This is a genomic window from Streptomyces sp. NPDC053427 (genome assembly GCF_044544985.1).
GTDB lineage: Bacteria > Actinomycetota > Actinomycetes > Streptomycetales > Streptomycetaceae > Streptomyces.
In genome coordinates this window covers 394,567-408,265 of sequence record NZ_JBITYA010000002.1, presented here as the reverse complement: position 1 = coordinate 408,265, position 13,699 = coordinate 394,567, and the positions used below count along the sequence as shown (strand labels likewise).

The window sequence follows — 13,699 nt, the reverse complement described above, 5'->3', positions numbered from 1 at the left end:
CGTTTCGTCGTCAGTTGGCACCTGTAGTGACCCCCGTCTCGGCTCTCCGGGGCCGCCGGGACGACCGCGCCGCCTCCCGCGCGGGCGTCAGCCCCGCGCGCGCCGCGCCCGCAGCTCCCGCACGCCGGCCACGGCCAGCACCGCCGCCGTCGCTCCGGCCGACCACAGCAGCTGCGGCCGCGCCGCGGCGTCGGTCAGCATCAGCACCAGCACGCCGCCCATCGCCACCAGCGCCACCCAGGTCAGCCACGGGAACCCCCACATACGCAGCGTCAGCCCTCCGGGCGCCTCGCGTTCGATACGCGGACGCAGCCGCAGCTGGGAGACGGCGATCAGCCCCCAGACGAACAGCAGCACCGCGCCCACCGCATTGAGCATGTAGAGGAAGACCGAATCCGGCCACTTCAGATTCAGCAGGACGGAAACGAACCCGAAGGCGACCGAGGCCAGCACGGCCCGCCGCGGCACCCCGCCCCCCGACACCTTCAGCAGCGCACGCGGCGCCTCCCCCCGCTCGGCGAGCGAGAACACCATCCGCGACGACCCGTACAGATTGGCGTTCAGGGCGGACAGCAGCGCCACGAAGACGACGATGTTCATGATCTGCCCGGCTCCGGGCACGCCGATGGCGTCCAGCACCGCCACATACGGACTCGTCCCCGGCCGCATCGCCGACCACGGCAGCAGCGTCACGATGAGCAGCATCGAGCCCACGTAGAAGAAGAGGATCCGCCAGACCGCGCTGCGCACCGCCCGCCCCACCGCACGCGCCGGGTCGTCCGACTCGGCGGCCGCGATGGTGACGACCTCCAGCCCGCCGAAGGCGAACACCACGGCCAGCACGCCGGAGACGACGCCGGACCAGCCGTGCGGCAGGAAACCGCCCTGCCCCGTGAGGTTCGCCATGCCCACCGGATCCGTGTCCGGCAGCACCCCGAACACCGCCAGCAGACTCAAGCCCAGGAACAGCACGATCGCCGTGACCTTCAGCGCCGCGAACCAGAACTCGAACTCACCGAAGTTCTTCACCGCCGCCAGGTTGGCCGCCGTGAACACGACCATGAAGATCAGCACCCAGGCCCACTGCGGAACGCCGGGCGCCCACCCGTTGGCGATCCCCGCCGCGCCGGTCGCCTCCACGGCGAGCACCACGACCAGCAGAAACCAGTACAGCCAGCCGACGCTGAAGCCCGCCCAGCGCCCCAGCGCCCGCTCCGCATGCACCGAGAACGCGCCCGAGGCCGGCATCGCCGCCGACATCTCCCCGAGCATCCGCATCACCAGCATCGCCAGCGCGCCCGCGATCAGATACGACAGCACGATCCCGGGCCCGGCCACCGCGATCCCCGCGCCGGAGCCCACGAACAGCCCCGCGCCGATCACCCCGCCCAGGCCCAGCATGGTCAGATGGCGCTGCTTGAGCCCGCCGTTCAGCGGCTCTCGTTCGCCGGCACCCGCACCGAGCGGTGCGGTACCCGTAGGGGTCGTTGCGTCGCGCATGGGCTCGTACTCTCGCAAGGGCGCGGTGCGTCGAAGGGATACTGCGACGGCCCGCTTTGGTGGAACCCCACAGGTCATTGCGGGGCGGGCCCCAGTTTCCCCGCCCGCCGCGCGCTACCACAAAACCGGCGTCCCGCCGCGGCAGCGGCCGTGATGAGCATCACGTGACCTGCGAAGACGGCCGTCGCCCCAACAGGTCTGGCCATCCTGGGCGTTGGGCAGAACTCTCCAAGCGGGCCGGTACGGCTTTGTCACCGCCACACGATGATCGCCACCGGCCGCCTCGGCTAACGTCGACGCGTCCCACCTGTCCCACACCCCCTCACCCCGCGGAGCCCCGATGAGCACTGCAGCCTTCCCCCGTCCCGGTGCGGTCCTGGCCGACCTGCTGCCCGCCGCCACCGCCTCCCGCGCCCGCGTCCGCGACGCCGCGCTGGTCGTCGGCGGCGCCGCGCTCACCGGCATCGCGGCGCAGATCGCCGTCCCGGTCCCCGGCTCCCCGGTCCCGGTCACCGGCCAGACCTTCGCCGCCCTCCTGGTCGGCGCCTCGCTCGGCGCGGGCCGCGGCCTGCTCTCCCTCGCGCTGTACGCCCTGGCCGGCATGGCGGGCCTGCCGTGGTTCGCGGGCGGCGCCTCGGGCGCGGGCGGCGCCACCTTCGGCTACATCCTGGGCATGCTGCTCGCCGCCACGGCCGTGGGCGCCCTGGCCCGTCGCGGCGGCGACCGCGGGGTCCTGCGCACGGCCGCCACCATGGCCGCCGGTACGGCCCTGATCTACGGCGTCGGCGTCCCCTACCTCGCCCTGAGCACCGGCATGCCCTTCGGCCGGGCCGTGGCCGTCGGGCTCGTCCCGTTCCTGCTCGGCGACGCCCTCAAGGCCGCGCTGGCCATGGGCGCCCTGCCGGCCGCCTGGAAGCTGGCCAACCGCCGCTGACCCCAGCGCAGACGCCGACGGGCCCCGCACTCACCACAGGGTGAGGCGGGGCCCGTAACGCGCTCTACCGGTCCGCGGGCCGCGTCCCGGCGACGGCGCCCTCGGCCGTCTCCCGGGGCCGCCGCCGGTCCAGCACCAGCCCCACGGCCAGCACCACGACCGCCGCGACCACCGACAGCACCATCTGCTCCCGGCCGTCCGGGGCGTAGAACATATAGCCCACGACGAACACGATCAGCCCGATCGTCGCGTACGTCAGCCACGGATACAGCCACATCCGCACCGTCAGGCGCTCCGGGGACTCCCGCTCGATGACCCGCCGCATCCGCAGCTGCGAGAAGCAGATGACCAGCCACACGAACAGCGCGACGGCACCCGACGAATTCAGCAGGAACTGGAAAATGGTGTCCTTCGACGTATAGCTGAAGATCGTCGCAATGAATCCGAAGGCCACCGAGGCGTAAATGGCGACCGCCGGAACGCCGCCCCGGTTGACCGTCGCGAACGACTTCGGCGCATCCCCCCGCTCGCCGAGCGAGAACGCCATGCGCGAGGCGGTGTACAGCCCGGAGTTCAGACACGACAGCACCGCGGTCAGCACCACCACGTCCATGACGGTGCCCGCATACGGAATGTCCAGCGACTTCAGCACCGCCACGTACGGGCTCTTGAGCACCGCCGCGTCGTTCCACGGCAGCAGCGTCACGATCACCCCGATCGAGCCGATGTAGAAGATCGCGATCCGCCAGATGACGCTGTTGACGGCCTTCCGCACGGCCTGCACCGGATTCGGCGATTCGCTGGCCGCCAGCGTGACGATCTCACTGCCCATGAACGAGAAGACCACCAGCAGCATGCCGGAGAGAATCGCGCCCGGACCGTGCGGCAGGAATCCGCCGTGCCCGGTCAGATTCGACAGGCCCACCGCGTGATCACCCGGCGGCAGCCCGAATATCGCCAGCGCGCCGACGACGAGGAAGACAACGATCGCCACGACCTTGATCCCGGCGAACCAGAACTCGAATTCACCGAACGAGCCGACCGACACCAGATTCGTTCCGGTCAGCACGATCATCACCAGCAGCGCCCAGGCCCACTGCGGGACGGCCGGGACCCAGCCGGTCAGGATCGCGGCCGCGGCGGTCGCCTCGACGGCCAGCACCACCGACCAGAAGAACCAGTACAGCCAGCCGATCGTGAAGCCGGCCCAGCGGCCCAGCGCCCGGTCGGCGTACGCGGAGAACGACCCGGACATCGGGGACGCCGCGGCCATTTCGCCGAGCATCCGCATCACCAGCACGACCAGCAGCCCGGTCAGCGCGTAGGAGAGCAGAATGCCGGGCCCGGCGGCCGCGATGCCGGCGCCGGAGCCGACGAACAGCCCCGCACCGATCACACCGCCGATCGCAATCATCGACAAGTGGCGGTTCTTCAGTCCTGCCTGCAGCCCGTCCTGCGACTGCCCCCCGGTGGGTCCGCCGCCGGGTTGGCCGGTAGGAGGGACCGCTTCGGTGGTGGAGGTGCCCCCTGCTCGTGGCGAGCCAGGGGGAGGGTGCGCGCTCATATGCACCGTCCCTTGAGTGGTTCACGGATTGGAACCAGAGCATTAGAACCGCGTTAACCCATCGATTGGAAGGTCTGGCGCGGGATCGTTGCGTGAAACACTGGCCGGCCGCCTCCCAGGCGACGCACCGCAGATGACCCGGCAGAGCCTGCCCCGGAACGCCCGTGTCACACTCGTCGCATGCGCGTGTACCTCGGCTCCGACCATGCCGGCTTCGAACTCAAGAACCACCTCGTCGAGTGGCTCAAGGCCCACGGCCACGACCCCGTCGACTGCGGCCCCCACATCTACGACGCCCAGGACGACTACCCGCCGTTCTGCCTCCGCGCCGCGGAGCGGACCGCCGCCGACCCGGAGAGCCTCGGCATCGTGATCGGTGGCTCCGGCAACGGCGAGCAGATCGCCGCCAACAAGGTCAAGGGCGTACGGGCCGCGCTGGCCTGGAGCGAGGAAACCGCCAAGCTGGGCCGCGAGCACAACAACGCCAACGTCATCTCCGTCGGCGGCCGCATGCACACCCGGGACGAGGCCACGAGCTTCATCGACGTCTTCCTCAACACCCCGTACTCCGGCGAGGAACGCCACACCCGCCGCATCGACATGCTCTCGGCCTACGAGACCACCGGCGACCTCCCCGCCATCCCGGCGCACCACCCGCAGCAGTAGCTTTCCCCTCCACCCACGGGAGGCGCCGGGCCGTGGCGGCGAAGCCGTACGGGCCCGGCGCCGCACCCGAACGCCCCGCGCCGCGCGACCGCACCCACCACGTACGGAGAGACCCCTCCGGAGGAGAACCGTGCCAGAGGGCCACACCATCCACCGCCTGGCCCAGGACTACGCGGACCGCTTCCTGGGACAACGGGTCCGGGCAACCAGCCCCCAGGGCAAGTTCTCCGACAGCGCGGCCCTCCTCGACAACCAGGCGCTGACCACCACAGAGGCCCACGGAAAGCACCTCTTCCTCGGCTTCGCCGAGACCGGCTGGGTCCACATCCACCTCGGCCTCTTCGGCAAGCTCGGCTTCGGCGCCGCCCCCGCACCACCCCCCACCGACACGGTCCGGCTCCGCCTGGCGACCCCCACCGGCTACGCGGATCTCCGCGGCCCCACCACCTGCGCGCTGATCACCACCCCCGAAAAGCAGGCGATACACGACCGGTTGGGCCCCGACCCCCTCCGGCCCGACGACGACCCCGGCCGGGCCTGGCAGCGCATCACCCGCAGCCGCACCACCATCGCGGCCCTGCTCCTGGACCAGAAGATCATCGCGGGCGTGGGCAACGTCTACCGCGCGGAGGTCCTCTTCCGCCACCGCATCGACCCCTACCTCCCGGGCCGCGACCTCACCCGCCGCGCCTGGGACGCGATCTGGCGGGACCTGGCCGCCCTGATGCGCGAGGGCGTACGGAACAACCGGATCGACACCGTCCGCCCCGAACACATGCCGGAGGCCATGGGCCGCCCGCCGAGGGTGGACGACCACGGCGGCGAGGTCTACGTCTACCGCCGCGCGAACCAGCACTGCCACATCTGCGACACCGAGATCCGCACCGCGGAACTCGCCGCCCGCAACCTCTTCTGGTGCCCCGGCTGCCAGCCGACGACGGGCGCCTGACCACGGCGAGCCGCCGGGCCCTTTCCGTCCGCACCCCGTCCGGACGATCCCGTACGGAGCACCGTGCGCGGTCGCCCAGCACCCCCTCCACCGGCACTCGGTACGTCCGCGCCGCGCGCGCCGCGCCCCCTCCACCGGCACGCAACCCCGCTCGCTCCGCCGCCACCACCCACGCCCCTCCCAGCAGGACACTCCCCGGCCGCGCGACCGCATTTCGAACGCTGTTTCCCGGCAATTCCCGGGGGTGACGTGCGGCGAATCGACGCACCGCCGAACGGGTGGATAAAGTCCCAGAGCAATGACGAGCGGCCCGGGAACGGAACCCCGAACGGAACCACTGACGGCCCGGATGCACAAAGGCCTGCACCGGGCCCGCATCGGCATGCGCAAGGCCGGGGTCGACTACTTCCGCGGCGACGGCTCCGACCGGTTCGCGCTGGCCGCCCTGCTCCTCGCCATCCCCGCCATCGCCGCGGGCACCCTCTGGCACCCCGAATGGCTCGCCCCCACCGCCCTGGTCCTCCCCGTCATCGCCGGCGGCCTCCTCCTCCGCCCCGCCAACCTCCTCGTCCTCTACAGCGCCTCCGCCGCCGCCCTGGTCGTCGAATCCGCGCTCTTCGGCCCGTACGACGAGGGACCGGACCGGATCACCCCCGGCACCGTCCTGGTCGTGGCCGCCGTCGGATTCTTCGGCCTGCTCATCGCGCAGTTCCGCAGCCGGGTCGGGGTGCCCTGGCGGCGCGGCGGCACGATGCTCTTCGACCTGCGCGAACGGATCCGCGTACAGAGCGCACTGCCCAAACTGCCACCGGGCTGGCACCACGAGATGGCGCTGCGCCCGGCCGGCGGCCAGTCCTTCTCCGGCGACTTCGTCGTCGCCTCGCGCACCCACGGCGGCACCATCCTCGAAGTCGTCCTGACCGACGTCTCCGGCAAGGGCATGGACGCCGCCTCCCGCGCCCTCCTCCTCTCCGGCGCCTTCGGCGGCCTCCTCGGCTCGCTCCCGCCGCACGGCTTCCTCCCCGCCGCCAACGGCTACCTCCTCCGACAGGACTGGGACGAGGGCTTCGCCACCTCCATCCATCTCGTCCTCGACCTGGAGTCCGGCGACTACGAACTCCTCTCCGCGGGCCATCTGCCCGCCCTCCAGCTCAGCGCGGGCTCCGGCCGCTGGGAGGAGAAGTCGGGCGAGGGACCGCTGCTCGGCGTCTACGACGGCGCCCACTTCGACCCGGTCAAGGGCACGCTCCGCCCCGGCGACGTCCTCATGCTCTTCACCGACGGCCTCGTCGAGGCCAGCGACCGCGACATCGCCGAGGGCATCGACCGCCTCACCGGCGAGGCCGACCGCTACGTCACCAGCGGCTTCGCCGGCGCCGCCTGGCACCTGATCGAGGCCGTCGCCAAGGACGTCAACGACGACCGCGCCCTTCTCCTGATCTGCCGGGACGCCTGAAAGATCCGCCCGACGCCTGCTTTGATGACCGTATGGACTACGGGGACGAAGTGGCGAAGGTGCGCGCACTCTGCGTGGCACACCTGGGGGAGCACCTCGGGACACAGATGGCCGCACTGGCCAGACCCGGCTTCGGGCTCCGCCCGGTCCAGGACGGCATCGCCCCGGCCGGCCACACCCGCTGGGGCGGCCCGGCCCTGCTGGATCCCGGCACCCCGTGGCCGGAGTGCGAGGGCGCGCCGCTGAGTCTCTTCGCCGTCCTGGACGTCGATGCACTCGGCCCGTGGCTCGGCGACGAACGCCCGCCGAGCGGGGGCGGCCTGCTGAACATCTTCTCTTTCGAGGACCATCCACAGCGCGGGGAGATGCCCGAGGCGGCCCGCCACACCGGTCTCGAGGATCCGCGCCGCTGCCGGATCATCCCCGCCGACCCCGCCCGCGCGGTGACGGTCGAAGCCCCCGCCCCGGCCTCACTCTTCCCGCGTACGGACCTGTACGCCGTCCCGGTGGTGACCCTCCCGTCACCGTTCGGGGTCGACTACGACCCGGTGCTGGACACGCTGGACTACTCCGAGGAGCCCGAGACGGACGACTGGCTGACCTACTACCGGTCGTCGCCCGGCTGGCTGCTGTCGGACCGCCTCGGCGCTGCCTGGAAGGCGTACTGCGAGCAGGAACAGGGCCTCTACGCCTACGACGGCGTCCACTTCTCGCCCGACCAGGCCTTCGGCTGGCCCCACCTGGAGGGCTGCACCAGCCCCCTCAAGGACCTCTCGGCCGACGAGCCGTACCGCCACATCATCACCATCGGCCACTACGACATGTGCGGCGACGGCAGCTATCTCCACTTCGTCCTGCCCGCCAAGGCGCTGAGGGAAGGCGACTGGACCCAGACCGTGGCCCTGGAGGAATGCTTCTAGCGGTTGGCGGTTGGCGGTTGGCGGTTGGCGGTTGGCCCGTGGGTCGTTGGTCGCTGACCGTTGGCCGTGGGTTGCGGCTGCAAGCCACCCGCCGCCACCCCGAATGTGCCCTCCGCCCTCCCCGAAAAGTACCGCCCGCCGCACGACCGGGCCGTCCCACCGCACACGACAGGGGCGTCCGCCGTACACGACCGGGCCGTCCGCCCCGCACGAACCGGGCCGTCCGCTCCGCACGGCCGGGGCCGCCCGCTCCACACGGGAATACCCCCCGCCCCCGCCTCGTTGTGGCCCCGAGGGGGCGCTCGTGACCCTTAGGGGACCTGTTCGACCGTCCCCTCGGGGACGCCCCCGCTAGGCTCCCGTCCGCGCCCGCGCCGTATCCGCGGGGTCCTTCTTGAAGGCCCAGGCCATCCTGGGATCCATCGCCCACCGGAAGGCCCGCTGCACGGGCGGCGTGCACAGCGCCGTGACGACCGCCGCCGCGATCAGCGTGACCGCGATCTCGCCGAGCGGCGTGTGCAGCCACGCGAAGTCGTCGAACCAGCCCCAGAACCGCGAGCCCTTGGCCAGGAAGCCGTGCAGCAGATAGCCGTACAGCGTCCCCGCGCCCAGCACCGTGAACCACATCGTCCGCCGCGGCACCCAGGCGTAGAAGCAGGCCGTCAGCACCAGTGAGCAGCCGAAGAGGGCCAGCGTCATGATCACGCCGATCCACCAGGTGGTGCCCAACTCCTGGGCGCTGTCCCGGTGGTAGAACCACGCCGAGGTCATCCGGGGCGCCGCCCAGTAGGCCATCACCACCGCGGCCGCGAAGGCCGGTACCGAGGCGATCCGCACCCACCGCCGCTGCACCAGCTTGAAGTGCTCGGGCCGCAGATTCAGCCCCAGGACGAAGAACGGAAGGAACTGCAGCACCCGCTGAAGGTCCAGATCGTCACCGATGTCCGGGGAGACGGACGCGAGCACGGCGATGGCCAGCGCCAGCGGGATCGGCCAGCGCACGATCTTCCACAGCGGCGTGGTCAGCCGCCAGATGAACAGCGCCACCAGGAACCACGTCAGGAACCAGGGATCCAGCAGGCTGATCGGATGCCCCGGGTCGTCGTCCGCCCAGCGCTTGAAGAAGGCATAGGCCGTCTCGAAGAGGATGTACGGGACCGCGACCCCGGTGACCAGCCGCTGCAGCCGGTCCTTGCGCATGTCGAAACTGCGCGAGAAGTAGCCGGAGATGATGATGAACGCCGGCATGTGGAAGGTGTAGACGGTCATGTACAGCGCCTCGGCGGCGCGGCTGCCGTCGGTCAGCGGCTCCCAGGCGTGCCCCATCGCCACCAGCACGATGGCCAGGTACTTCGCGTTGTCGAAAAACGGGTCCCGGCCGGTCTTGGGCGCCGGCGACGGTGCCGGTCTGTCCTCCGTGGCGGCCGCCTCCGTGGCCGGAGGGAGCTCGCGTCGCGATGTGGGGGCAGCGGGAAACATCTGAGGCACGATAGCGGCGCACGGCTAATGCGTAAAACCGCTCCGGCGATATTCGGTATTTCCCCAGGTGCGGCCGCACATACGTCGCGGATAAAGCCCGCAATCACCCGTGAGATTTCTCGCAGAGCCCCACCGGGCCCCGTGCCGCCCCTCCAATAACCGCCGCCTGCACGCCATGACGTATCACGATTCGACACCCCAAAACGGACGATGTCCCCAGCGGACGACCCAGAAGGAATGTCCACTTTCTTAGCGATATGCCAGTAATGCTGGAAGGGCCGCCGTGATGCACGCCATGAATGAGGAATTCATCGCGTCGCTTACCGGTCGGGTGTCGGTACCGGCGCCGGGAGCGATGTCCGGGTCGCGCCTGGAACCGGAGCCGTAGAAATGATCAGGGTGAATTGCCGATGCCGGGGTCCATAACGACCGTCTCTGAATTCCCCCGCGCCCGGACATCGTCCGGGCCCCGCCCGGAAACTGTCCGAAAACCGACCGGACGTCGCGCCGCCCGCCGTCCGGCCGCGCCCGGTCGCCGTCCTGGCGACGAGACCTCGTCCCCCCTGGCCGGACCCCGTCGCGGGCAGGGGAAGGAATCGGGCAAAGCGTTGGCCGATGATTCGTCACCCGCCTGCGCTGGGAAAGGAGTTGATGGCACGATGGGGTCAGGGGGTGTGCGCGGCGTGCTCCCGGGCCGGTGAGGCGTTCCGACCAAGGGTGTGATCTGTTGTGGCTCTTTCACTGTCAGTGGTGCTGCTGTTGGGGATCATCCTCGTCGTACTGGTCAGACAGAAGGCGATCAAGGCCGGTCCGGCGATCATCGCCATACTCTTCGGCTTCTTCCTCGCCTCCACGGGGATGGCGCCGTCGATCAACCGGTTCCTCAACTCCCTCGCGGACACCATCAACCACATCACCTTCTAGGCGGGCTCTCCGCCTCCGGTCCGCGCCAGCGCGTCACGTACGGCCTCCTCGCTGCGTCCCACCAGCGCCGACCCGTCGTCCGCGGTGATGATCGGCCGCTGAATCAGCCGGGGATGCGCGGCCAGCGCCTCGATCCACCGCCCACGCTCGGCGTCCGTACGCTCCCAGGACCCGACCCCCAGCTCCTTGGCCTCGGCCTCCTGGGTCCGGGTGATGTCCCAGGGCTCCAGGCCCAGCCGCTCCAGCACGGCGCGGAGCTCGTCCGCGGTCGGCGGTTCCTCCAGGTAGCGGCGCACGGTGTACTGCGCGCCCTCCTCGTCGAGGATGTTCACGGCGGAACGGCACTTGGAACACGCGGGATTGATCCAGATCTCCATGCCGGTCACCTTAGGTCGTGGAACGCAAAGAACCCCAGGCCGCCTGACCTGGGGTTCTTCGTTCCGAGCGGGCGACGGGAATCGAACCCGCGTAGCCAGTTTGGAAGACTGGGGCTCTACCATTGAGCTACGCCCGCATGCGCCGACCGGTCGTCGGACCGCGGCACGATGTGCATCGTAGCGGGTCAGGACGGTCCGCCGCACACCGAATGCCGGCGGGATCCGGTATCCCGTTAACCGGCAGCCGTTACGGGCTGCAGCCATGTACCCTACGTCTCGCACCGACGGGGTGTGGCGCAGCTTGGTAGCGCGTCCGCTTTGGGAGCGGAAGGTCGTCGGTTCGAATCCGGCCACCCCGACCAGCATCATCCAGCCGAACCTTCGGTCAGAACCTTCGGCCCCACGGCAGCGCGCCCGCGAGACGGCGGGCCATCGGCGAGCCATTCAAGATCGCATTGTGGGCGTCATCCTCCCTGCGGTTACTATGCAAGCTGCGTGCCCGTGTGTCTCTGTATCCGGGCGCGATCGGCCGGGCCCCGAATGAGCGGGCTCGGAAGATCTCAGGCAAAACCCCAGAAGTCAGCCCCCAAGGAGACCGAACCGTGAAGAGCGCCGTGGAGACCCTGAACCCGACCCGGGTTCGGCTCACTGTCGAGGTGCCCTTCGAGGAGCTCAAGCCCAGCCTCGACGCGGCGTACAAGAAGATCAACCAGCAGGTCTCGGTGAAGGGCTTCCGCAAGGGCAAGATCCCTGCGCGCGTCATCGACCAGCGGTTCGGCCGCGGTGCCGTGCTGGAGGAGGCCGTCAACGACGCGCTCCCGAAGTTCTACACCGAGGCGGTCAACGAGGGTGAGCTGAACGTCCTCGGCCAGCCCGAGGTCGACATCACCGAGCTGAAGGACGGCGAGGTGCTGGCCTTCACCGCCGAGGTCGACATCCGCCCGGCCCTCGAGATCCCGGACTACTCCGGCATCGAGGTCGAGGTCGACGCCGTCGAGGTGTCGGACGAGGACGTCGACAAGTCCGTCGAGCAGCTGCGCGAGCGCTTCGCCTCGACCACCCCGGTCGAGCGGGCCGCCCAGGACGGCGACGTCCTGACCGTGAACCTCGAGGCCAAGGTGGACGGCGAGGTCCTGGAGGACGGCGTCGCCCAGGGCGTCACCTACACCGTCGGCTCCGGTGAGCTCCTCGACGGCATCGACGACGCCGTCAAGGGCCTCGAGGCCGGCGGCGAGGCCACCTTCACCTCCGAGCTCAAGGGCGGTTCCGCCGAGGGCAAGGAGGCCGAGGTCAAGGTCGAGGTCACCGAGGTCAAGTCGCGCGAACTGCCCGAGCTGGACGACGAGTTCGCGCAGCTGGCCAGCGAGTTCGACACCCTCGAGGAGCTCAAGGCGGACAGCCGCAAGCGCCTCGCGCAGATGAAGACGTACGACCAGGCCACCCAGGCGCAGGAGAAGGTCCTGGACGAGCTGCTCAAGCTCGTCGAGGTGCCGATGCCGGAGAAGCTGCTCGCGGACGAGGTCCAGACCCGCACGCACAACCTGGAGCACCACCAGCTCGGCCAGATGGGCCTCGACCTGGACAAGTACCTGGAGATCCAGGGCAAGACCCGGGAAGAGTTCGACGCCGAGACCAAGGAGCAGGCGGAGAAGGGCATCAAGACCCAGTTCATCCTCGATGAGCTGGTCAACAAGGAGAAGCTGAACGTCAGCCAGGAGGAGCTCACCGAGCACCTCATGCGCCGCGCGCAGTCCTCCGGCATGTCCCCCGACCAGTTCGCCCAGGCCGTCGTCGAGGGTGGCCAGGTGCCGATGCTCGTCGGCGAGGTCGCCCGCGGCAAGGCGCTCGCGGTGGTTGTCGAGGCCGCCACGGTCAAGGACACCAACGGCGAGGTCATCGAGCTCGATGACGAGGACGAGACCGCCGAGGAGGTCGTCGCGGCCGCCGAGGGCGCCGACGAGGCCGCCGCCGACGAGAAGCCCGAGGCCTGAGCTTCCGCCGTCCCACGGCATTCCTGACCACGGGCCCGAACACGCACGTCCGCGTGTTCGGGCCCGCAGTCGTCCCGAAGCCGTACGGAAGTCATACCGGACCGGTGAGCCTGCGCTCACAGCGAACAGTTCTCAATGCGGGATGGCGTTGTCCGACCTGCGCGTTAGGGTCCGTAGATACGAGGGCAGGGGAGTCCCTGAAAGCGCGCCGAGCACACGACACGGCGCAGATCCCCGCGCCCCGGCAGACGACGCTGAGACGGTCGCGAACCGTCCGACAACGAGCAGGTGGACACGTGACGATCCCGATGCCTTCCGCCGCCGCTGAGCCGACCTTCGGTGGCCTCGGCGACCAGGTCTACAACCGGCTGCTCGACGAGCGGATCATCTTCCTCGGCCAGCCGGTCGACGACGACATCGCCAACAAGATCACCGCGCAGCTGCTTCTCCTGGCCGCGGACCCGGACAAGGACATCTTCCTCTACATCAACTCCCCGGGTGGTTCGATCTCGGCCGGCCTCGCGATCTACGACACCATGCAGTACATCAAGAACGACGTGGTGACGATCGCGATGGGCCTGGCCGCCTCCATGGGCCAGTTCCTGCTGAGCGCCGGCACCCCGGGCAAGCGCTTCGCGCTGCCGAACGCCGAGATCCTCATCCACCAGCCCTCCGCGGGCCTCGCCGGCTCCGCCACGGACATCAAGATCCACGCCGAGCGGCTGCTGCACACCAAGAAGCGGATGGCGGAGCTGACCTCCTTCCACACCGGTCAGACCGTCGAGCGCATCACCCACGACTCGGACCGCGACCGCTGGTTCTCCGCCGATGAGGCCAAGGAGTACGGCCTGATCGACGACGTGATGACCTCCGCCGCCGGCGTTCCGGGCGGGGGCGGCACCGGGGCCTGAGCCCCGTACCACTCGCCCACAGCCACCC

12 protein-coding genes and 2 tRNA genes are annotated in these 13,699 nt (G+C 70.1%); 9 read left to right on the top strand and 5 right to left on the bottom strand.

Annotated features, from left to right (window positions below; all coding sequences use genetic code 11):
• Positions 1-87 precede the first annotated feature (87 nt).
• Positions 88-1,500, bottom strand: a complete 1,413-nt coding sequence (locus ACIGWZ_RS06560; protein WP_400061463.1) for an amino acid permease — start codon at positions 1,498-1,500, stop codon at positions 88-90.
• A gap of 340 nt (positions 1,501-1,840) precedes the next feature.
• On the opposite strand from ACIGWZ_RS06560, the gene ACIGWZ_RS06555 reads away from it, so the two are divergent.
• Entirely contained in the window at positions 1,841-2,434 is a 594-nt protein-coding gene (locus ACIGWZ_RS06555) for a biotin transporter BioY (RefSeq protein ID WP_400061461.1), read from the top strand.
• A gap of 64 nt (positions 2,435-2,498) precedes the next feature.
• Here the strand turns inward: ACIGWZ_RS06555 and ACIGWZ_RS06550 are convergent, their stop codons facing one another.
• A complete protein-coding gene (locus ACIGWZ_RS06550; RefSeq protein ID WP_400061459.1) occupies positions 2,499-3,998 on the bottom strand; it encodes an amino acid permease in 1,500 nt (499 codons plus the stop codon).
• Between the two features lie 180 nt (positions 3,999-4,178).
• Between ACIGWZ_RS06550 and ACIGWZ_RS06545 the strand changes: the two genes are divergently transcribed.
• The 4 genes from ACIGWZ_RS06545 to ACIGWZ_RS06530 all read left to right on the top strand — a co-directional run bounded on the left by ACIGWZ_RS06545 (position 4,179) and on the right by ACIGWZ_RS06530 (position 7,989).
• Positions 4,179-4,664: a ribose-5-phosphate isomerase gene (locus tag ACIGWZ_RS06545; protein ID WP_400061457.1), complete on the top strand. Its 486-nt coding sequence runs from the start codon at positions 4,179-4,181 to the stop codon at positions 4,662-4,664.
• 130 nt (positions 4,665-4,794) lie between these two features.
• On the top strand, positions 4,795-5,613 hold the full coding sequence (locus ACIGWZ_RS06540; protein ID WP_400061455.1) for an Fpg/Nei family DNA glycosylase: 819 nt from the start codon (positions 4,795-4,797) through the stop codon (positions 5,611-5,613).
• A 349-nt stretch (positions 5,614-5,962) separates the two neighbouring features.
• On the top strand, positions 5,963-7,069 hold the full coding sequence (locus ACIGWZ_RS06535; protein ID WP_400061453.1) for a PP2C family protein-serine/threonine phosphatase: 1,107 nt from the start codon (positions 5,963-5,965) through the stop codon (positions 7,067-7,069).
• A gap of 32 nt (positions 7,070-7,101) precedes the next feature.
• Entirely contained in the window at positions 7,102-7,989 is an 888-nt protein-coding gene (locus tag ACIGWZ_RS06530) for a DUF1963 domain-containing protein (RefSeq protein ID WP_400061451.1), read from the top strand.
• Between the two features lie 351 nt (positions 7,990-8,340).
• On the opposite strand, the gene ACIGWZ_RS06525 is transcribed toward ACIGWZ_RS06530, so the two are convergent.
• The gene (locus tag ACIGWZ_RS06525; RefSeq protein WP_400061449.1) at positions 8,341-9,468 is read right to left on the bottom strand and encodes an acyltransferase family protein; all 1,128 of its coding nucleotides are present in this window, start codon (positions 9,466-9,468) and stop codon (positions 8,341-8,343) included.
• Between the two features lie 729 nt (positions 9,469-10,197).
• Between ACIGWZ_RS06525 and ACIGWZ_RS06520 the strand changes: the two genes are divergently transcribed.
• A complete protein-coding gene (locus ACIGWZ_RS06520; RefSeq protein ID WP_400061447.1) occupies positions 10,198-10,392 on the top strand; it encodes a hypothetical protein in 195 nt (64 codons plus the stop codon).
• Here ACIGWZ_RS06520 and ACIGWZ_RS06515 read toward each other — a convergent pair.
• Together ACIGWZ_RS06515 and ACIGWZ_RS06510 are read right to left on the bottom strand one after the other, a co-directional pair.
• Positions 10,389-10,769 carry an arsenate reductase family protein gene (locus tag ACIGWZ_RS06515; protein WP_400061445.1) on the bottom strand — a complete coding sequence of 127 codons (381 nt, stop codon included), beginning with the start codon at positions 10,767-10,769 and terminating at the stop codon, positions 10,389-10,391. The genes ACIGWZ_RS06520 and ACIGWZ_RS06515 overlap by 4 nt on opposite strands.
• 66 nt (positions 10,770-10,835) lie before the next feature.
• Positions 10,836-10,906: transfer RNA gene (locus ACIGWZ_RS06510), tRNA-Gly, on the bottom strand.
• 148 nt (positions 10,907-11,054) lie between these two features.
• Here ACIGWZ_RS06510 and ACIGWZ_RS06505 point away from each other — a divergent pair.
• The 3 genes from ACIGWZ_RS06505 (at position 11,055) to ACIGWZ_RS06495 (ending at position 13,671) form a co-directional block, all read left to right on the top strand.
• Positions 11,055-11,131 (top strand) — tRNA-Pro (locus tag ACIGWZ_RS06505).
• Positions 11,132-11,371: 240 nt separating this feature from the next.
• Entirely contained in the window at positions 11,372-12,760 is a 1,389-nt protein-coding gene (gene tig / locus ACIGWZ_RS06500; RefSeq protein ID WP_400061443.1) for a trigger factor, read from the top strand.
• 308 nt (positions 12,761-13,068) lie between these two features.
• Positions 13,069-13,671 (top strand): ATP-dependent Clp protease proteolytic subunit, encoded by a 603-nt coding sequence (locus ACIGWZ_RS06495; protein ID WP_400062019.1) that lies wholly within the window; start codon positions 13,069-13,071, stop codon positions 13,669-13,671.
• Positions 13,672-13,699 lie beyond the last annotated feature (28 nt).